Here is a 21,464-nt window from a genome sequence, read left to right as displayed (position 1 = left end):
TTTTTAATACGTAATTTACTGATTGATAGTTATTTGTAACTTGTTACAGGGCTATTGTATTTCGTCAGCTCTCTAAAAGCATGGCTCCCATTGTGTTTTAATAAATTCCTAATGAGAGGAAATCACCTATTTATCTTATAATAAAGATACTTAAAATAAATTTGTAAAATCAAAATACACAGAAAATTATCTTATTTTAACATTTTTGCTCTTTTCAGCAAATAGTTAAAAAAGGCTTCACTACATCAGTAATTCGTATTATGTTGTAACATCATGATTGCCCTTTTTTAGATTTAAAACCTGTTTTAGGTATTATTTTGTGCACAGCAAGTATTCTAAAGAATAGGGTCTGAATTGGCAGTAGTAAATTAAAAGAGCGGCCTGATGGATGATAAATGTCAAAACAATACAAAATACTAGTGTCAAAGGTTAAAAATACCAATTATAACTTAACTCTTTGATATATCATCGACAATAGTATTTTTTTTATATTGAAGATTCACCATTGTTATAAGGTGAAAAATGATCCTTACCAATTTGGAGTTAAGTTTTGTCTAATTCTTGAAGTTTAAATTAATCTGCTTAAAATGCTAAGGAGAAATATCGAATTTAGTTTTTTTTTGGTTTTTTACTCAGTTTTTCTTTTTATTCTTTACCGAATTTGCTACAGTCTTTTTTAGTGAGACTCAAAATAATTTTATGATGAGGTGAGTTATTATTTTTTAGACCACGATATTGGGCTATTTTGATTTGGAAAGGGGAAATTTATAGCAGTTTGTAAAGACATAATAAGGTAGTGGAATTAAAAAATAGAGAAATTTTCTTTTTCCTATTCTTAGATTACGCAGCGCTTATATTATAAGCAAACAAATGGTAATTTAAAACAATTAGAAGTTTTGTTGAAAGAAACAATACAACCTAAATGGAGATGTTTTTTTAGCATTATACAGCAAAAAATGGAAATACAGATCTAAAGTACTACTTGTTTTTTTTACAATTTATTTTGTAAGTCATCTGATCTATTATTGCCGTATGTGGAGCAATAGTCTTTACGTATTGAATCTCAATGTCTCTCTCCTGGGTATTATCATACAATCTGCTTATTGCAATTACGAGCCCATTGCCTCCCTTTATATTGAAGTAGTATTTCCCAGTTGGGTTCTCTTTTTTTACAAATCTGTCTTCTTTTTGAGAATACAGTTTTACTCTGTTTATCGCGTTGTAGCAGTTGGCTTTTTCCATGTAAGGAAGACTCTTTAAAATAATCAGGTCATTTTCATTTTTGAGTACAAATTCAAATTCCCCAGTTGCCATTCTTGTAATTATAAATTTTTCCATTTTATTTCTACCTGATAATTATTCTGAAAATAAAAATATAAATTTTTGCCATATTGTTTTATTGTTTTGCAAAGAAATCAGCATTTTCATACAGCCGAACTGACTCTATGGGTTTGCTTTTGTTAATCCTGCCTTTATTGTTTGGGTGGCGTAAAGTTTTACCTCTAGGCTTCCTAAGGTGGCACTGCGGATTAATGTCTTTTTAGAGTTAAATAAATGCGGTAAAGAAACAGGTTTAATTTACTGGATGAACTATATCCGAAGTATGAAAGGACTAAATACTGTTTTATTTGTATTTTGGGGAATCAGCACTCTTGAGGTAGTTATTTGCTAAAATCATAACTAAAAAAAGCGACCTTATTTTTGAAGGCCGCTTTGAATGTTTTCACAACGGAATCTTCCTTATTGTGAATTGCTTCAAAATTGTATGGCAATAGTACAATAAAAATATTATTTTGAAAAGGATCTTTTTCAGGAAATTAAATAATTTTATTTTGCTTAAATTTAAAAATTAATTCTTGAAAGATGAAGAAAATTATAGGAATTGATTTAAGCACAACTTCTATTGGGTGGGCCTTTATTGAAGAAGCACAAAGCACTAATGAAATCTCCTCAATTATAAATACTGGGGTTCGGGTTGTGCCAATCACTAACGCTGAGCAAACGGATTTTAAAAAAGGAAATTCGATTTCAACTAATTCCCAAAGAACTCTACGTCGTGGTGCAAGAAGAAATTTGCAACGTTTCAAGTTAAGACGTGAGGCTTTGCTGGGTATGTTCAAAAAAATAAAATTTATTCCCGATAATTTTGTGTATGCGGAGAAGGGGCCCTTTAGTACTTTTTCTACCTATGAACTTCGAGCCAAAGCAGCTTTAGAGATGGTTACCAAGGAAGATCTGGTGCGTGTTTTAATGATGCTTAATAAAAAAAGAGGGTATAATGCTAAGAGGGCCTTTGGAATAACAGATCAAACTTTTCCAATTGGGGAAGCTGGTAGGAACAGTATTTTTTCTCAAAGCAATATGGCAAAAGAATATGAGAATTATTCTTCCACTGCGCAGGGGAGACAGATAATGACAAGTTTATATGATTCCGATTTGCAAAATGAATTAGATGCAATTGTAAGTTTTCAGCAACAGTTTCATCCCCAGTGTATAAATTTTGGAGTTTTAGAAGAAATCAGAGGAAAATCCAAAATCTTGACAACACAGTATTTTAAGGATAATAAAAAAATTGATATTGAGCAGTTTGGTGATGCTGTCCAGACATTGAAAATGCAGTTTTATAAGTGGAGGAAAGAAGCTACGGAGGTGGAATTGGATTTAAAAACAGTAGTTTACATTATCGCTGAAATAAACCATCAAATCCATCAAATGGATATTTTTTATCTCAATGCCATCGGCAATGGCAGTAAGGAACTCTTTTTGAATAAGGAAACAGTTGGGCAATTTTTATTACGGCAGCTTCAATATAACCCACATGCAAAATTAAAAAATCAGGTTTTTTGCCGACAGGATTATCTCAATGAATTTAATTTAATATGGAAAACCCAGGCAAAATTCTATCCTGAATTAGATGAAAGATTGCAAAGGGAAGTAGGTGATAGAATTATTTTTTACCAGCGAAAACTAAAATCAAAAAAACACACAATTGGTCAGTGCGATTTAGAGAAAGGACACAAAGTGATTCCCAAATCTTCTCCATTGCATCAGGAGTTTCAGGTTTGGAAATCAATAAATGCTATTGTTATCCATAACGCAAAAGGTGGGCAACCTGTTGGTTTAAGCCTGCCTTCAAAATTTCAGCTGGCCAAGGAATTATTATTTAAAGACAGCTATTGTGAAAAGCATCTGACAAAGTTTTGCAGGCTCGCAACAGGAGGTAATGGCCATTTTTTAAGGAAAGTTACCGGTAATAGAACCAATTGTGAGTTCTACAGGGTATTTATGCAAATTTTACTGTTGGAGGGATATGATTTGTCGCAACTATTGAAATTAAATCCATCCGATCTTACCCAAATTCTTTATAAAGCTTTTTTGCATTTGGGTATCAACACCAGGCTTCTGGAATTTGATTCTGGTATCACAGGTAATGATTTTGATAAACAGCCTTACTATCAGTTGTGGCATTTACTTTATTCAGCAGAAGATGAAAAGACACTGAAAAAGACCCTTGTGAGTAAATTTGGTTTTACTGAAAGTCATATCGTTTTGCTTCTGGGTGTCAAACTAGAGCAAGGTTATGGTTCTTTAAGTGCCAGGGCGATTAAAAAAATATTACCCTATTTAAAACAAGGATATCCTTATGATCAGGCCTTATTACGGGCAGGGTATGGTACTGCTGAATCTGAATTATTCTCAAGTGATCATAACGGAGCCCTGAAGCAGAAGATCGCTGAATTAAAAAGGAGTGAGGTAAGAAACCCTGTGATGGGAAAGGTACTCAATCAGCTGATTCATATCATCAATGCAATTTGTGCTGATCCTGCTATGGGACCGCCCGATGAAGTTAGAATAGCCATTGCCGGTGAGTTAAAGAATAGTAGGGAAAAACGAGCCCGCTTTTCCAGACTTGTGGACAAGAACAGGAATGAACATCATAGAATTAAAAAAATATTAAAAGAAAAACTAGCACTAGATCTTGTCACCAGAGATGAGATTACCCGTTATAAATTATGGGAGGAGTGCAAGGGAATTTCCTTTTACACCGGGAGGGCAATAGATTTATCACTACTTTATACACCTGCGTATGCAATTGGCTCGATTATCCCCGAGGCATGTTTGTTCGACGACCGTTTTTCAAATAAAATAATAGGCGAAGACCAATTCATTAAAGAACAGGCAATGCATACTGTTTATTCCTTCTTAGAAGGAAAATTATTATCAGGGGAATTTGATCAATTTCAGGAAAGAGTCAAAATGATTTTAGGAGTGAGTAGTGCCGAAAAATGCAGGAAGCTCTTACTGCGAAATGATGAAATTCCGGAAGTTTTTATTGATCAGCAGTTAATTGCTAACCAATATATGATCAGTAGAATTAAAAAACAAATATCTGGGGTTTGTCATCATCTGACGTTTACTACGGGAAGTATAACAGATAAACTTCGTCGAGATTGGGGTTTGGTTGATGTTCTTAAGGAGATAAATTGGGATCGATACAATACCCTGGGGCTAACTCAAAAGGAAAAAGGTAGCAACGGAGTGTATTTGACCAAAATAAAGCACTGGAAGAATTTGAGTGATTACCGGTATTCTGCCCTGAATGCCATCATTATAGCCTTTACCAATATGTTATATATTGAATCTTTAAAAAGACTCAATTCAAAAGGGCAAGGAGTAAACAGGGAACACTCCTTTACTGTTATGGAATCAAAATACATGCTGAAGGAGAAAGAGGGTAGGGTGTATTTTGAGTCTCCTATGGAAGATTTTAAAAACGAGGTCATTAATAAGTTGGAAGGTGTTTTGATTTCCTATAAAATAAAGAATATCGTAGTTGCCCGCAGTAGAAATTTTATTAAGACCAAGTATGGAATACAAACAAAAATTCAGTTTAACCCCAGAGGACCACTTCATAAAGAAACTGTTTATGGTGGATTAAGACAATATGCGGTGAAAGAAATGAAAGTCAATGTCAATTTCATACCTAAAACAATTAGTAAAGTAGCCAAAAAAGAGTATCGTGAAATTTTGATGCAGCGCCTGCTTGAGAATGATAACGATACAAAAAAAGCTTTTACGGGCAAGAATGCAGTTTCCAGAAATCCGATCTATCTTGATGTAGAAAAAAACAAACCAATGCCGGAGCGAGTTAAATTAGTCTGGCTAGAACCTCTGTACAGCATCCGAAAAGTTATTACTCCAGGTTTAAAAATTGACAAAATAATAGACAAGGGAATAAAATCATTGTTAATAGAGCGTCTGAATGAATATGGGGGGGACTTCCAAAAAGCTTTGGGTAATCTCGACGAGAATCCTCTTTGGCTAAACAAGGAAAAGGGGATTTGCATTAAGAGAGTGGCCCTACGGGGAGCCGCTAATACCAAGGCCTTACATTTCAAAAGAGATCATCTGGGTAATAAAATTCTGGATGAAGAAGGGAATTCGATTCCCAACGATTTTATCAGTACCGGAAATAACCATCACCTAGCCCTTTATAGGGACAGTTTGGGTAATCTTCATGATGAGGTAATTTCATTTTTTGACATTGTGCTTCGATATACTGAAGGCTTACCGCTAGTTAAAACAAAGCATGAAAATGGATGGGATTTAGTGACCTCTATAAGACACAATGAGCTTTTTGTGTTTCCATCGGAAGATTTTGTTCCCTGGGAAATTGATTTATACGATCCGAGGAATAGAAAAAAAATAAGTGAGAATTTATTTCGTGCTCAGAAATTTTCAAAGTCTGAAAATGCAGGTGGCTGCATAAGGGATTATGTATTCAGACATCATCTAGAGAGTGAAATAAAAGATGTTAAAATTTTAAAAGACAAAACGTATAAAATGATCAAAAGCCTTTCAGCTTTTAACCAAATTGTAAAAATCCGACTCAATCATTTAGGGCAGGTAGTACAAGTTGGTGAAGGTGAAGTAGAAAAGTAAGTTTTTGGAGGTAAAAAGAACGTTTTTCTCTGGTAAGAACTTCATTGTAAAATAGAAAATTACCTGTACAGATATGGCATAGCGCTGTCTAGACAGGTAATTACATTACAATTCTGAAAACAATTCACAACTGATTATGAACTGATTTACATTAGCTGGCAATCTAAGAAAAAAAATCGATTTAAATAGTGCTTAAATATGAAATATTTTTTGCAGTAATGGTATTGATTAACTTGCTTATTATTTTTTTTAGATTTTTCCTGATTTTTATTTTATAAGCAGTTATAAATCAAATATAAATTTACCTGTACAAATTTATTTCCTGATTCAGAAAAGAGCTGATTATTTGTTTTAAACTTTATGCCACTTGAGCTACTGATTTAAGATGCAATAAGTGAAAATATTTAGTATTTTAGGTGACTGTTTTAGGTTTTTTATCCTGAGGAATTGTAAATTAGTCAGTATTGAAAAAAAGATAAACTACTAAAAAAAATATTCTTAAATTTTAGTTTCTACTATTTATTATTTAAAATAGAGAAGGTAGTAAGCTACCTTCTCTATAACACTGAAAAACTTACCTAAAATTAATTAGATAAGTCATATCAAATATAATTATAAATATTTAAAGAATCAACTAAAAAAGGAATAAAAAAAAGTTATCTTGTATCTACAGGCAAGTTTTTTCTTTAATCTTCTAATTGATTGTTCTTTATTGAATATCTGCTGATATTGGAAATCCTGAGCAGCAAGAAGGCAGTATTAAATTTAATAAAGTGGTTCAGTGCACTGGAAATGCAATTTCAGTAAAACCGTAAAAGGTTATGGCGGAAGCAAATTGTTACTAGATGAAATCTTTAAGTTTTCAAACAAGAGTATTTAAAAAACGGGCTGGTGAGTTTATGTTTTTTATATGGTCTTACAAAGAATTCAGTCCTGGCTGTCCAACCTGTATCATCAAGATTCAGCGCTCTTTGAAGTTGATAATGAGAGCCTAATTTCAGCAGCAAAAGGCAAGTTTGTTGATGGGAAATAAGTCAAAGAGAGGACTATAAATAAAGATGACTTTGGAATCAAACTGTCCACCGACTCCATATCAGCATACTTAAAATTAAGCTTTTTAAATAATAAAAACGTAGCTATTCTCTGAGGTATTAATTTGCTCAATAATATCAAGAGTATTAATACAAAGAATATAAATAATAAGAAATTTTGACCGGTGGTTAAAAACGGTTTATTTTGTTAAATCATGTTATAGTAGCACAAGTCTTTTACCATTATTTAGCAGACAATGAAGCTCCATGGAAAATAAGGTAAACCTTAAAGCGTTATAATAGTATGATATTGTTATGAAAATTGAGGATGAACAAAAACAGTGCTGACTTTGGAGGTATACGGGATCTTATACTCCATTACATTGAGATTGATGACCAGGAATGGGAGAAGTGTAAATCCATGTTTATTCTCAGGCGTATTAAGAAAAAGGAAATCATTCTTTCCAAAGGTGAAGTCTGCCGGGGCATCTATTTTGTGGTGAGGGGTTTATTGAGGATTTACTTTATTGATCAGAATGATGATGAAAAAACATTCCATTTTTCATTAGAAAACACCTTTGCTACAGATTACCAGAGTTTTTTGAAGGGGATTCCTGCCGACTTTTATATTCAGGCACTTGAAAATACAACAGTAGTTCCGATTACTTTTGAAATGTTGCAGCTGTTCTATGCTAATCTTGGGCAGGGGGAAAAGTTAGGCAGGCTGATTGCGGAGGATTATTTTTTTATGATGAACGATAAAATCAAGGGATTATATACACAGACTCCGTTGCAGCGTTATAACAGTATGAATGATTCGTTTCCAATGATACTTACGCGTGTACCCCAGCACCATATTGCATCTTACCTTAATATTAGCCCGGTTCATTTAAGCCGTTTAAAGCGTGGTGTTGAGTACTAATGATCCAAAACGTAAACAAATGTTATTGTAGTTTTTTTGTTCGAAGCTTAATTTTACCGGGAAATAATTAATTAGAGATTCACGATATCAGTACTAATTATAATCGGAAGTTTGTAATGGTTTGCTGATAAGGAATCTGGGATTTAAACAGCACCAAAATGGTAATAGGAGATAAGATTAAAAGCATTAGGAAATTAAAAAATTACACCCAGGAATATATTGCAGAACAGCTGGGCATCACCCAGGCCGGGTATAGTAAAATTGAGAAAGGCAAAACAAGAATGAGTCTGGAAAAACTTCAGCAGCTGTCCTTAATTCTGGAACTCCCGATAGAGAAAATAATTAATTTTGAGAGCCAGTATTATTTAGGCCACCGCAGCATTGTTGACAAACGTACAGATGCAAATAGCCAGAACAGTTTTGAGTTGCTTATAAGACTTTATGAGGATAAGATTGCACTTTTAGAAAAACTACTTTGCAAAACAGACCAGGAGCTTGAGTTGTACAAACAAAAGTGTACCATGGTTTAATTGGCAGCAAAAGGTTTTTATAGATATGATAAAAAGTATAGTTCTTTTTTATAAAACGCAAGCAAACATAACCTATTTATAAAATTGTGCCCTGTTTTTATTTTGTCCACCAAAGGCTATTTGTAGTTCATGTTCGTTAGATCGTCATTTCCTGAAAATTTATTCATAGTAGTTTAAGAGGTGTCAATGGACTGAAATACATTTGTTTTGTTGGGAATATAGAAAGGGGAGTTTTTAAGTTTGAGATAAAATTAGTAAAAATAAGCGTGAAGGGGTAATGTTCGAATAATTCCAATCTGATCCATGGTAAGGGGAAAACCGAAATTTATTCGGTTTTTCCGCTTTTGGAGATTTTCCGGAACTTTCCCTTTATTCTTTCACGAACTTGGTAGAGGTTTTTTTTATCAGATTTATAATGATTTTATGATGTGGTGATTTATTATTTTTCAGACCACGACATTGGGCTATTTCCATTTTTGAAAAGGAAATTTCTATAGTTTCCAAAGGTTTATTATCTTTTTTGGCAGAGAAAAGCAGGGAATCCTTCTTTTTGAAATATTCATTGATAAACACACAGTGTTTTTTAAATTATCACCCTCATGCATAAATTGGGCAACGTTTTCAAGTACGGATATGGTTATATCAGCCTGTGAGAAGCACACTCCAAAAAACGGTTTTTTCTGATGACCCTACAAATTTTTCGCCTGCTCTATTTAAGTGCGCATTTGTTTAAGATACTTTTTTCTCCGCAGTTCTCTATTTTTGGCAACGAGTTTATCATGCGCATCATTAAGATTTTCAGGGCAGATAAAGGTGATAGAATTGAGGTCTTTTTTAAACCAACGAAGCAGGTCTAAATAGTCTTCCCATATTTTGAAATCTTTAATTTTGTACCTGCATTTCAGGCAGGATTTAACTGCCTGTTAGTTTAGTTTAATATTTTGTTCATGTGAAAGCAAATAATAGCAAAGCAGGGCAGTATGGGAAGATTTTAAAAAAGTTTCCACCCTAGTATCTTTTAAAAGCGAGATAAAGAGAATCTGCGGAGCGATATTGTAGCAGCCAGATTTAAACCCGTTTCTTTTCAGGACAGAAAGTACTTTTATCTTTGAGAAAATCTTATAAGGATTGATTCGGTATTTAGGGGAGTTCTGAAAATCTTTTGGACGGATTTCAAGGGAAGAGCAGTACTGCTATGCATCGTAGTGATTTGCAAAAAAAATGGGTACTAAGGGCCATGGTACGTACTTCACCTTTTGGATTTATCCAATGCTGCATGACTTCTTTTCATTTAAGTACTATTTTTTTAACTCCGTGCTGTCTTTGGGTTTATAGCTGTCATTGATAGCTATTGTAAAGTTTACGACCTCACTGTTTTGTTTTAGTTTAAAAATTGAGGCATCTTTTACAATTAGCCCTTTGATTTCCATGATTTTAAATTTTAGTGCTTACAGATTTTATAATTTCTTTGTACCTGACTTTTGCAAAAAATGTTTTCAAAAGAAAAAACGAAAAAAAAGAAAGCGGGATACCGATAGCGCATCGGGTGCAGAGTGCTATAAGCCCCGAAGAGTGGACTAAGGAAAGCGCAGGACATTATGCGCATTAGCAACCTGGGTTGCTACTATCTTAGCTGCCCTTTTATTCCGTTTCGAATGAAAATGATTATTCTTTTTTTAACTATTAGCTGTAGGGTAAAGTAGTAAATACAGAGTTGGTTTTTATGTCGTTCTTAAGGCCTATTTATTAAATCGATATACAGAGAGATGCAAAAGAGAATGTGGTTTTGTAAGATTTTAATCCTCGGTGCATCTAATTTATAAATAATTAAAAAATTAGATTATGAAACGACTATTTTTCATTTTTGCAGTCCTGTTCTCCAGCGTTCCGGTTTTTGCACAAAAGGCCATTAGGGTTAAGGAAATGGGTAAAAAAGCAGATGCAATTATATTTCTTCCCCATATTGGCTGCTCATCAGAAATGTGGCAGGAAATTGCCAAAAATTATAGTAAGAATTATACTTGTTACTTGGTGGATTTGGCAGGCTTCAATGGACAGAGAACAATTGACACCTTATATACAGAAAATTATGTCAATGATTTAAGAGTATTTATCAAAAAAGAAAAACTAAAAAATGTTATTTTAGTGGGGCAAAATTATGGAGCCTTTGTGGCTGTTAAAGTAGCATCTGATAAAACTTTGAGCATAAAGTGTATCATTGCTTCTGATTTTTACCCAAAACTGAGTATGATTTTGGATCCGGCTATAACCTCTGAGAAATTAGAGATGATAAAAAAAAGTATTCGCCAGGTTATTACTCAAAGTGATGAAGCAACATTTATGGCGAGCCAGAAACAAACTGCCGAAATGATGAATTTCACCCATAGAGAAGATGTAAACCGGTTTGTTCAGTGGCAGCAAAAGTCGGACAGGAAAACCTTGGCAGAAACACTTTGCGACCAGTTTAGCGGGGATTTACTTCTCGAACTAAAAGAGAATAAAATCCGGATGCTGGTTTTTACGACCTGGTATTTTGCAAAAAAATATAAGAATATACCCATTTCTGAAGCGCAAAAGAAACTCAATGAAATGTATGGAGAGACACCCAATGTTGTCCATGTCGTTACAGATCAGGCAAAAGATTTTATTGCTAACGATCAGCCGCAATGGTTTATTGGAGAAATGGACAAATTTTTAAAACAGCCAATTGTTGGAAAATAAACAGAAAATATTCGACCAGCTTTTTACCCAATACCGAGATTGGATTTTCCGTCTGTGTTACAGCTACACCAGAAGCGAAATACAAGCAGAAGATTTGGTGCAGGAATGTTTTTCCAAAGTGTGGCTAAATTTATCTTCCTTTGAGCATCGTTCGGATTACAGCACATGGATTTACAGGATTGCAGCCAATACGTGCCTGATGCAATTGCGTAGGGAAAAAAATAACCCGGTAGAGTATCACCAGAAGTTAAAAGATGGTTCATCTGAGGATAGGCAAGAGTATAACGAGGACCGATCTACAGTTTTATACAATGCAATTGCATTGCTCAATGAAATAGACAGGATAATTATTTCGATGGTATTGGAAGATATTCCACAAAAACAAATAGGCGAGGTTCTTGGTATTACCGAAAACAACGTGAACATAAAAGTGTATCGCATCAAGAGACAACTCAAGGAATTATTATCAAAAAACAACTGACATGGAAAAGGACTTTGAAGAACTAAAAACGCTGTTTCAGCAGAAAAAGGCTTCAGTAACCTTATCCAGGAAGGTTGTTGACCAAAAAGCAAAAGATGCCATTTCATTGCTGAAAAAGAATCATCTTAAAACAATAGTAATATTTATTGTCACAGCATTTGCTCTAATTTTTATCGATAAGGTAAATTCCGAGAGAATGGAAACGTCGGCATACGGATTTTGGATTTTAATTGGATGCTCATCGTACTATGCATCGAGTAAAACTTATCTGCTTTATCGTTTAAGTAAAGTAAAGCCAACCCAAAGTGTGTTGCAGACCATAGTACAGTTAGAGGCTTATAAAAAACTCAATATATGGATGCACACCTATGGTGAAGTACTCTATGTGCTGGTATTGGGTTTTGGGGTTTATTTATATCTGCGACCTGTACTGGATAAATTTCTATTGGATAAAACTGGACGCACCGTTCTCTGTTTTTGGTGGGTTTGGGGGGGCTGTATCTTGTGGATGATATTCTATACGTTTGTTATCAAACGCAGAGCAATGAAAAAAGATGTTGCTATTCTGGAAAAATATATAGAATCCATTCAATCAGAGAACTGATTAGAGCGTTCAACTGCCTTTGAATCTTTTTTAACTCCAAGGATATAATTATATTGATTATATCAAGGATTTAGACTCTTGGAGAACCTTTGGATTCTTGGGATAAATCTATAGATCTCCTTTTTTTGTTTTCAACCCCTAAACAGAGCCGTAAGATTTTCCTTTTCACTGCATCTAAATAGAAAAAGAATAATCTTATGAGAAAAATCAAAAAACAATTTTTATTGGGCAGCTGCCTGATTTTTAGTGTTTCGCTAATTGCCCAAATCAATACAGAAGTTACACTATTTGCTCCCGAGATCATTTCCAATGGTAAGGTTTTTGGACTGACCCTTTCCCCTGATGGCAATAAAGCCTATTTTGTAAACTCCTTCGGAGGAAGAAAAAAACTCCAAATTATGCAAAGTGAAAAATTGAACGGACACTGGCAGGCGCCAATACCAGCTTTTTTCTCTGACCGGAAATTTAGGGAAATTGACCCGATTGTCGCTGCTGATGGAAACGCAATTTTGTACAACAGCCGAAAAAGTAATCGACATAAGGCTACCGATGACAAAGATCTGGACATTTGGATGGTAAAACGAAATAATGGAAAATGGAGCAAACCTTTTCCTGTTGCTGAAATAAACAGTGATGAAAATGAAACATATGCTACAATGGCGGCTAATGGAAATATTTATTTCGGACTGCGTAGCAATAAAAAAGGTTATGGTGGAAACGATATTTATATGTCCCGACTGGTAGAGGGAAAATATCAAAGCCCCATTAATCTGGGTTATCCCATCAATACAAAAAACGATGAAGGCAACAGCTTCATAGCTGCTGATGAAAGTTATATTATTTTTTCATCGGATTGCAATCCATCGGGTTTTGGGCAGGCAGATCTATATATCAGCTTCAATGAAAATGGCAGATGGTCAGTTCCCTTGAATCTTGGTGCTGAAATTAATTCCGCACAAAATGATTTCTGCCCAATTATTTTCAATCAGGATACGCTCATCTTCGCCCGCTCTGAAAAAGTAGGCGATGATTTGACAGAAAATATTTATTACGCTAGAATCAATATTCCATTTCTTACTGCTTTGGACAAAGTGAAGCCAACCAGTGTTTTTGATAAAGTATTCCCTGATGGCGATGTATATGGTATTAGCTTTTCGCCCGATGGTAAACATGCCTACACAACCAAAAGTGCCGCCGATAGAAGTGTCTGCGAAATTTATCAATTAGACATTGGCCCCGATGGCAGTTTTATCAACCCCAAAAAAATGGATATTTGGCAAATTACCCCCAATGTTGCCAATCCGGTTATCAGCACCGATGGTACATTTGCAATGCTTCGGATCTCAGAAACCGGTAAAGATCCTGATTTGTACATCTCTAAAAAAGACTTGCTGGGGAATTGGCAGCAACCAGTTCGTTTGCCAGAAAATATAAATACTCCTACCGACCAATACTATCCGGAGCTAACGGCGGAAAATGGTCTCTATTATTCAAGCAGTGGTGCCGTTTTTTATGCTGAATATAAAAATAGGCAATGGCAAAATCCTGAACCAGTAGAAGGGCTTAATACCAAAGATTTCTCCGAAAGTAATATCGCTGTGAGCCGAGATGGAAAATGGCTGGTATTTCTATCCAACCGCACCGGTGTGTATGGAGCTTATGATTTGTTTCTTTGTAAAAAGTCAGCAGAATGCTGGTCAGAGCCAATTAATCTGGGATCAAAGATAAATACCAATGCGATGGAATACCAACCCCGTTTTTCTATAGATAACAAGACACTCTATTTTACGCGTTCGGTTTTTACAGATGCAAAAAGACAAGGCAGAGATGAGGTACTAAAAGTAGAAATTGGAGAAGTGCTGGATAAGCTCTAGGCTCGCTTATTGATGTTTTTAGCGGGCATGTAAAGATCCCAATGCCTTTTTTCATTTAAGGGTTTCCAATACGTTTATCGTATTACCCAAAATAACAATTTTTAAAGTATCACTATATCCCTTACTATAAACCGGAAGCTTCGGGCTTTCTTTAATATGATTGTCTTTCACAGAAAGAATTGCAATTCGAAAAAAAAAGGTTGTAAGATTCTTTAACACATCGCATCTAATAAAGTATTAATTTTTAAAAATCCATCATAATGAGATACCTGTTTTTACCACTATTATTTGTTTCACTACTATCTTGCTCCAGATCAGCAGATGACGAGGTCGTATTAAATAACCAACCGCCAAAAGCATTTATACTTACTGCACCTGGAAACAATGCGATTAATATCGCATTAAGCCAAACCTTGAGCTGGCAGACGGCAACTGACCCGGATGGCGATGCGGTTACTTACAGTGTATATCTGGATACAAATACCAATCCAAGCACTTTGCTAAGAAGTGGCATATCAGCTGAGAGTTTTGTACCAACGACTTTACTGAAACAAAATACTGTCTATTATTGGAAAGTAGTAGCTGCTGACGCCAAAGGGATAAAAACAGTAAGTGGCATATTTAAATTTACCACACTAGCTACACCTGCTTCTTTACCTGTAAGAATAACCCGCAAGAATGCAAGTAACGCTTTACTTGGTTTAAATACAATAACTTATGATAACCAAAAAAGAATAGAATCCTCAAGGTTTGTTGATAAAGATATGGGCACTACTTCAACTTATAGCTATGAAAATGAAAAAATTACACGACTAATTGAATATGATGATACAACCAGACCTTCGGAGAAATACGTGTTTTACTACAATGCAGAGGGAATGGTAAAAGAGGAGTTTTTTCTGAACAATACACTTACTTATATTTACCAGTGGTATCATCGTCCCGATGGTGGCAAGGAAAGAAGATGTAAATATTTTAATTCGGGTGATCTGGTAGAAACCTGGTATTACCGCCTGAGTGCCATAGGTAATGTGGAGCGTGTAGTCAAGGACAATGTAAATGCCGCTCTAGAGGATGAAGAATATACCTATAGTGGTTTCGATAATAAACAGCGAGCAGTAAGTAGTCATGTAAACTATGTTATACATAATATTTTAATGGAAACGCAAGGGACCGGAATTACAGTGCCCAACAACCCCACAACATTTATCCGTAAGCAACTCGGTACAGGGAATTTATTAGCCAACCAGAAAATGGAATATACCTACAATACAAAAGGACAGGTTACACAGACCAAAATATTTCAAGCTAACACTGGTACTTTAGTTTATACAGATATCATAGAGTATCAGGATTTTTAACTCAAGAAAAGAACTTACCTGGTAAATGTATTTTGTTGGCTGATACTGTATCAACTGATCACAATCTGATTTTGGCAAAGTATTTATAACATTCGTGGAGACATGAAAAAAAATCAGAACAAAAAGTGATGTATTGAGAGGAGCTTTCAAAAAAAAGACACCACTTATCCTACATCAGCAAAGATAAAATGGTGTCTTAATAAAATAATAATACTGAACTGAGGCAATTTATCTAAATAACGTTCAGTTCAGCAGGGGATTGTATAAGTGAATTAATAATGGATAAAGTCAATGGGTCTTGCTCACCTGAGAAAAAAACATTTAATACTTCCTGAAATACAGGATTCGTATTTTCAACCTGCGCGAAGAGCGTCATGGAAGAGCATAATTTTCGGGCATCGAGTTCTCCCAAAATACCCTCTGCAGATTTTCTGTGAAAAGTCAGTATCAGTTCTGAAATCTCCAGGAGATGTTTACCCAAAATGGGATGATTTAAAAACTCACTGGCTTCTCTCAGATCTGCAATACCATAATAATGGGCATGATCACTGGTTCCCAAACCTCTTAACTGCGGAAAAATAAACCACATCCAATTGGTCAGTTTTTTTCCTTTTTTAATCTCTGAGAAAGCAGTAAGATAAAGCTTGTTCTGCGCATCTAAAAAACGCATTAAATCATTGTTTGAATAAGTCATTGTGGTATTATTTTATAAAAAAGGGTTGCAAAAATAGTAAAAAAACAGATAGAGCTGTCAATCAAAGTGTCATAGTGTAAGCATTTTAACGTTTGATGAAAGGATTTTCTGCCAATGGGTATCCAATAGACCACGTTCATTTATTCTTAGCCAAAAACAAAACAAAAGTCACCCTCTGGGGTAAACCCTTCTGAAGGTCAAATTGATTCTGGGTAAAACCTCCCGGGCTGTCTTGGGTACCTGATGCTGCCAAAAACTATTGGTTGTCCCGGCCATTAAAAGAAAGGATCCGTGATGTAAAGGGATCTCTACCTGTGGTATGTCTTTGTTGAATTTATGACGAAGCCTGAAGAGTCGGGTCTCCCCAAAAGTAACCGAGGCAATAATAGGATTTTGACCAGTGTTGTGTTCCTTGTCACTGTGCCAGGCTACCCCGTCTTTGCCGTTTCGGTATAAATTCAGCAATACGGCATTGAAGTCAACACCTACCTCATTTTCAACCCTTTTGCGTATAGATAGTAATTCAGGGCTCCACTGGGTGTGATTGCCTCCAATTCCACTATTTTCTTTATCCTCAAACCAGGCAATCATTCGGGGAGCGGTAACGGTTTTATCAAAGATTTTCATTTCATATTCCCTCCATTTGGTCTCCTGAAGCAACAGCTCATAATAATGATCCGATTCCTGTTTGGTAAAGAAATTATCAATCAAAATGAGTTCTGTATCGGGGAGGTCAAATATTTTTTTGCTTTGCAATCCAGTGGTAAATAATTCGGTGTCGTTAAATAGTGTCATAGTCTTGTTCTTTTTTTGTCAAGTAATTGCTAAAGAATATTTTACGTGGATATTTCTGGGCGTGGGCGTGTATCAGGTGCATGATGTACTGCGAGCTTTTATAACGTGTTACCAGATTTTTTATCTCTGATGGCTGGGTAATGCTCAGATCTGATGTGATATATCCCATACCATAAAAATGCCCATTTTCAACCCAGATGCAACTGCGCTCGCCAGGGGATCGTCCTTTGTCTATAATGGCAAAACTGGGTCTGCCCTGCAATAGAAAAGCAATTGCATTTTCGATTTGCTCGTTATGAACCATAGCATCAGGCAAGTCCGTAGGGTTATTGGTATGAAAAAAACCAGCCTCCTGGACCGTCCCGTACTTGCAGAAGCGGTAATCAAGTTCGAACTGCTGAGCCAGATTCTGCAATATATTTATTCCATCCTGTATGCTGTAGAAATACTCGGTGCACGACTGGTATTTACTTAGTTTTCCAATGGCCAGATACTTATAGCCACTGCGCGCCTGGTACTGATAAAGACCGTACTTGGGCTCAAAACGTTTTAGGGCTCTGTTGTATGTGGGCCAAAGTTTCTGGATTTCGCTACATTCCAAAAGCAATGCCATTAGTTCACCGGCGCAAATCTCAAAGGAAATACCGTGGATATCACGCAGGAAATGCTGCCTCTGGGGATTTATTTTATGACCACTGAAATGGGAAGCGACCCGTTTTTTTATATTAATTGCCTTTCCTACATAGATGACTTTTTTAACTTCATTATAAAAGTAATAGACACCGGGCTTCTCGGGCAATTGATTAAAATCATCAGGAGGAAGATTGGGCGGCAGGCGCTGGTCCTGCGAAGTTTTTTTGATCATTTTCTCTATTTCCTGATCCTGGTCCCACTGAAGTAGCCTCGAAAAAAGCAGGGCAGTAGCCTGGGCATCACCCCCGGCGCGGTGAGCGTTCTCCAGTGGGATATCCAGTGAAGCGCAAAGTCTTCCCAAGTTGTAGGATCCCAGTCCGGGCCTGATTTTTCTTGCAGCTCGAACAGTACAGAGTTTTGGGGCAGTCCACTTAAATCCGGCCTCTTGGAGCTGGTGGCGAACAAAGGAATAATCAAAATTGACGTTGTGGGCAACAAAAATACGCCCTGTGAGCATTTGCAAAACTTTCTCAGATATAGCATCGAAAATAGGTGAGCCGGCGACCATTTCATTGTTAATACCAGTGAGGGCAAAAATGGGCAGCGGTATGTCTTTTTGAGGGTTTACAAGCGATTCAAAACGATCGATTATATTGATGCCGTCATGAATGATAATAGCGATTTCAGTAATACGGCTCCCACTGGCGTTTCCACCGGTGGTTTCGATATCTACTATAGCATATTCTATGTTTTTCATCTTTATCTCTGTAACGGGAACCTCGCCCCTTATTTTATGTTTAGTGGTCTGAAATTCTTTTGCCTTAAAATTTCATACGATGTCTGGGCAAATTAATTTCGTGCGCTTGTGGATAAGGTGCCCTGTGCGTATTGCTGACATCTTCTTTGATTTGCTGCTGGGTCTTAAACTGATCTTTGGAATCCATATAACGTGGGTCTGGTATAAAAGGCATCTTTGCCATTTTGGTGATGGTAATGGTTGGAAAATGATAATCGACCTCTACGTTTCCCAGCAGAAGATAACATCCGCCACCCTGGAAAGGATGTTGGGCAAGGCTATCGGGAAAATGGGCTGTGTCAAAATAAGAGCCCTCATTATCAATCCAGGTTCCAAAATACATGGTACCTTTTTTGGTGGGTACTTGTTTTCTGGATATAAGGTATCCCAGCATGCGTACCTGCTTTTTATGAAAACCGGGAAGCTCTCTGGCCATTACATCACCGCGATGGCTGGTTTGTAAAAGATCAAAAACGCTGCACGATACCGGGAAGCTTAAAAATTCGATCTCATCAAAGGCATCCTCATACAACGAGCGTTGCAAAATAGGAAGTTTGTACTCTTTTACAGGTTCCTGGATCAACATAAGGTTTCTGTTCTCTGGTCTGAAATTAATCAAAAGCAAACTGGCAATGACCAGCAGCTGGTTTTTGGTTTTGCCAGTAAAGCGAAAAGCGCCTATGAAAATAAGGATTTTAATGCCTTCAATTCCCATAGGGATGCGGTTGATGAAGTCTTCCAAGGAAAGAAAATCACCATTTTTATCCCGGTCCGATTCGATAAAATAAGCCATTTTGGACTCCAGGTTTTGTAAGTGCATAAAGCCCAGGTAAATATCGGTGCCGTAGAGTGTGGTTTGATATTCGCTTTTGTTGACACAGGGATTATGAATGGTTCCACCTGCCATTCTTGCCTCATGTACATAGACTTCGGTTCTGTAGAATCCACCCTGATTATTGATTACGGCCACCATGAATTCCACCGGAAAATATACTTTGAGATACAGACTCTGGTAGCTCTCCACGGCATAAGACGCGGAGTGCGCCTTGCAGAAGGAATAGCCTGCAAAGGATTCAATCTGGCGGTAGATTTCCTCACTAAGGGAAACCGGATGCCCTTTTTGGGCACAGCAGGCAAAGAAATTGTCTTTAACTTTTTGCAGGGCTTCTTTTGAACGCCCTTTACCCGACATGGCACGGCGCAGGATATCGCCATCTGCAGCGGGGAGTCCGCCGTAGTGTAGGGCAATTTTGATCACATCTTCCTGATAGACCATAATACCATAGGTTTCTCCCAACTCCTGGGCAAAGACAGGATGTAAATATTCGAACTTCTCAGGATGGTTATGGCGATAGATGTATTCTTTCATCATCCCCGACTGTGCGACTCCTGGGCGTATAATGGAGGAAGCAGCAACGAGAGTTTTATAATTGTCACACTTCAGGCGGCGCAAGAGCCCGCGCATGGCTGGGCTTTCAATATAAAAACAGCCAATTGTCTTTCCTATGGCCAGGGCCTCATTACATCTGATCTCATTCTTAGAAAGGGAAGTGTCACGTATATTGATCCGGATGCCCTGGTTTTTCTCGATGAGTTTCACGCTCTCATCAATATGCCCGATACCGCGCTGGCTTAGGATGTCAAATTTTTCAAAACCGATGTCCTCAGCAGTGTGCATATCAAAAAGCACTATTGGAAATCCTTTGGGAGGCATCTCCAGGGGAGTATAGTTGGTAATGGGCTCTTCAGCGATCAGAATGCCACAGGAGTGCATACTGCGCTGATTGGGATATTTCTCCAGTAGCATACCATATTCCTGTACCAGTTTTACGATGGAATTTCCCTGGTGCAGTGCCATGGGATTTTTGGCCAGCATGTCGAGTTCTTCTTTGGGAAGGCCAAATACCTTACCCACTTCCCTAAAGATGGAGCGGTATTTGAATTCGACATTGGTACCGCAAAAAGCCACGTGGTCACGGCCATAGCGATTGAAGATGTATTCCAGGATGACATCACGTTCTTTCCAGCTCCAGTCGATATCAAAATCAGGTGGGCTTTTACGGTTCAGATTCAAAAAACGCTCAAAATACAAATCGAGTTCCAGCGGGCAGATATCGGTTATGCCCAGGCAATAGGCAATGATGCTGTTGGCGCCGCTTCCACGGCCAATGTGCATGAATCCGCGCGAGTTGCTGTAGCGTATGATATCCCAGGTAATCAAAAAATAACCACTGAAATGCAGCTGGTCAATTACCCGAAGTTCTTTCTGGACACGCGCTTTGGCCTCGGTATTGTTTTTGCCATATCGCCAAAGCAACCCTTCATGGGCCAAATTGGTCAATAAGGCGATGTCTCCCTTGGCATTCTGGGTGTAGAATTTTTTATTTTTTGGTGTTGTGAAATCGTACTTAAAGTCACAGGAGTCAATTATGAGCTGTGTATTGGCAATAATTTGGGGATAATCGCTGTAGGCAGACAATAGGGATTCCAGTGGCTGCATCCTATCTGTGGTTTTGCAAAAATCAGCCGGTGTCAATTTTGACAACAACATATTGGTGTCGATGGCACGCAGAATCTTATGCAGGTTAAATTCCCTTTTAGACCTAAAGGTCACAGGCTGCAAAACCACCATTTTAGAGATCCTGTTTTTGAGTTCCAAAGAAAAAAGCCCCAATACTTCTTCCGGACCGATACCGATAAATTCGTTCTCACGCAGCGATTCGGGCGCATTTTCCAAAGGATATATAATAAAAACAGACTCAAATTCAGGCGCCAGCAAAGGCAGGGGTTCACCGCTGAAATTATGCGCTGTTAAAAAGCGGTTCATCTCTGCAAGGCCTTGCGCATTTTTCGCCAGAGAAATATAGCGTAACTGCTGTTCTGAGCGCAGTTCCATACCCACTAGAGGTTTAATGCCCACCTGTTGACAGCCTTTTATAAAGTCATAGATCCCTGTTACGGTATTGATATCGGTCAGTGCCATTGCTTTTACGCCAAATGATACGGCCTGCCCGATGAGGTCCTCAAGGGGAATGGTGCCATAACGCAGTGAATGAAAAGAATGACAATTAAGGTACAT

General features: G+C 37.0%; 16 protein-coding genes. 8 read left to right on the top strand and 8 right to left on the bottom strand.

The features are described 5' to 3' along the window. Window positions 1-978: 978 nt before the first annotated feature. Window positions 979-1,338 carry a YegP family protein gene (locus tag GON26_RS01760; RefSeq protein WP_160373000.1) on the bottom strand — a complete coding sequence of 120 codons (360 nt, stop codon included), beginning with the start codon at window positions 1,336-1,338 and terminating at the stop codon, window positions 979-981. Window positions 1,339-1,863: 525 nt separating this feature from the next. On the opposite strand from GON26_RS01760, the gene cas9 reads away from it, so the two are divergent. The 3 genes from cas9 to GON26_RS01745 all read left to right on the top strand — a co-directional run bounded on the left by cas9 (window position 1,864) and on the right by GON26_RS01745 (window position 8,426). Next, on the top strand, window positions 1,864-5,943 hold the full coding sequence (gene cas9, locus GON26_RS01755) for a type II CRISPR RNA-guided endonuclease Cas9 (RefSeq protein ID WP_160372999.1): 4,080 nt from the start codon (window positions 1,864-1,866) through the stop codon (window positions 5,941-5,943). A gap of 1,359 nt (window positions 5,944-7,302) precedes the next feature. Beyond that, entirely contained in the window at window positions 7,303-7,896 is a 594-nt protein-coding gene (locus GON26_RS01750; RefSeq protein ID WP_160372998.1) for a Crp/Fnr family transcriptional regulator, read from the top strand. A 158-nt stretch (window positions 7,897-8,054) separates the two neighbouring features. Further along, complete coding sequence (locus tag GON26_RS01745) at window positions 8,055-8,426, top strand: helix-turn-helix domain-containing protein (protein WP_160372997.1); 372 nt, start codon at window positions 8,055-8,057, stop codon at window positions 8,424-8,426. A gap of 369 nt (window positions 8,427-8,795) precedes the next feature. On the opposite strand, the gene GON26_RS21760 is transcribed toward GON26_RS01745, so the two are convergent. From GON26_RS21760 to GON26_RS21750, 3 genes are all read right to left on the bottom strand, one after another. Beyond that, a complete protein-coding gene (locus GON26_RS21760) occupies window positions 8,796-8,999 on the bottom strand; it encodes a PcfJ domain-containing protein (RefSeq protein ID WP_317164671.1) in 204 nt (67 codons plus the stop codon). Between the two features lie 140 nt (window positions 9,000-9,139). After that, entirely contained in the window at window positions 9,140-9,244 is a 105-nt protein-coding gene (locus GON26_RS21755; protein WP_317164674.1) for a hypothetical protein, read from the bottom strand. Between the two features lie 480 nt (window positions 9,245-9,724). After that, complete coding sequence (locus tag GON26_RS21750) at window positions 9,725-9,856, bottom strand: hypothetical protein (protein ID WP_262885426.1); 132 nt, start codon at window positions 9,854-9,856, stop codon at window positions 9,725-9,727. A gap of 412 nt (window positions 9,857-10,268) precedes the next feature. Here GON26_RS21750 and GON26_RS01730 point away from each other — a divergent pair, with 412 nt between their 5' ends. From GON26_RS01730 to GON26_RS01710, 5 genes are all read left to right on the top strand, one after another. Further along, entirely contained in the window at window positions 10,269-11,147 is an 879-nt protein-coding gene (locus GON26_RS01730) for an alpha/beta fold hydrolase (RefSeq protein WP_160372996.1), read from the top strand. Further along, window positions 11,137-11,628 carry an RNA polymerase sigma factor gene (locus GON26_RS01725; RefSeq protein ID WP_160372995.1) on the top strand — a complete coding sequence of 164 codons (492 nt, stop codon included), beginning with the start codon at window positions 11,137-11,139 and terminating at the stop codon, window positions 11,626-11,628. Before GON26_RS01730 ends, GON26_RS01725 begins: the two co-directional genes overlap by 11 nt. 1 nt (window position 11,629) lies before the next feature. Continuing rightward, window positions 11,630-12,232 carry a hypothetical protein gene (locus GON26_RS01720; protein ID WP_160372994.1) on the top strand — a complete coding sequence of 201 codons (603 nt, stop codon included), beginning with the start codon at window positions 11,630-11,632 and terminating at the stop codon, window positions 12,230-12,232. A 197-nt stretch (window positions 12,233-12,429) separates the two neighbouring features. After that, window positions 12,430-14,106, top strand: coding sequence for a TolB-like translocation protein (locus tag GON26_RS01715; protein ID WP_160372993.1), 1,677 nt, complete (start codon window positions 12,430-12,432; stop codon window positions 14,104-14,106). Window positions 14,107-14,519: 413 nt separating this feature from the next. Next, on the top strand, window positions 14,520-15,467 hold the full coding sequence (locus tag GON26_RS01710) for a hypothetical protein (RefSeq protein WP_160372992.1): 948 nt from the start codon (window positions 14,520-14,522) through the stop codon (window positions 15,465-15,467). Window positions 15,468-15,699: 232 nt separating this feature from the next. On the opposite strand, the gene GON26_RS01705 is transcribed toward GON26_RS01710, so the two are convergent. From GON26_RS01705 to GON26_RS01690, 4 genes are all read right to left on the bottom strand, one after another. Continuing rightward, on the bottom strand, window positions 15,700-16,161 hold the full coding sequence (locus GON26_RS01705; RefSeq protein WP_160372991.1) for a DUF1810 domain-containing protein: 462 nt from the start codon (window positions 16,159-16,161) through the stop codon (window positions 15,700-15,702). 168 nt (window positions 16,162-16,329) lie between these two features. Continuing rightward, window positions 16,330-16,956: an alpha-ketoglutarate-dependent dioxygenase AlkB family protein gene (locus tag GON26_RS01700; protein ID WP_160372990.1), complete on the bottom strand. Its 627-nt coding sequence runs from the start codon at window positions 16,954-16,956 to the stop codon at window positions 16,330-16,332. Then, window positions 16,943-18,346, bottom strand: coding sequence for an exonuclease domain-containing protein (locus GON26_RS01695; protein ID WP_160372989.1), 1,404 nt, complete (start codon window positions 18,344-18,346; stop codon window positions 16,943-16,945). Before GON26_RS01695 ends, GON26_RS01700 begins: the two co-directional genes overlap by 14 nt. 64 nt (window positions 18,347-18,410) lie before the next feature. Further along, entirely contained in the window at window positions 18,411-21,464 is a 3,054-nt protein-coding gene (locus GON26_RS01690; protein ID WP_160372988.1) for a DNA polymerase III subunit alpha, read from the bottom strand.

The organism is Flavobacterium hydrocarbonoxydans, assembly GCF_009789235.1.
GTDB lineage: Bacteria > Bacteroidota > Bacteroidia > Flavobacteriales > Flavobacteriaceae > Flavobacterium > Flavobacterium hydrocarbonoxydans.
This window is presented reverse-complemented; position numbering and strand designations above follow the sequence as displayed.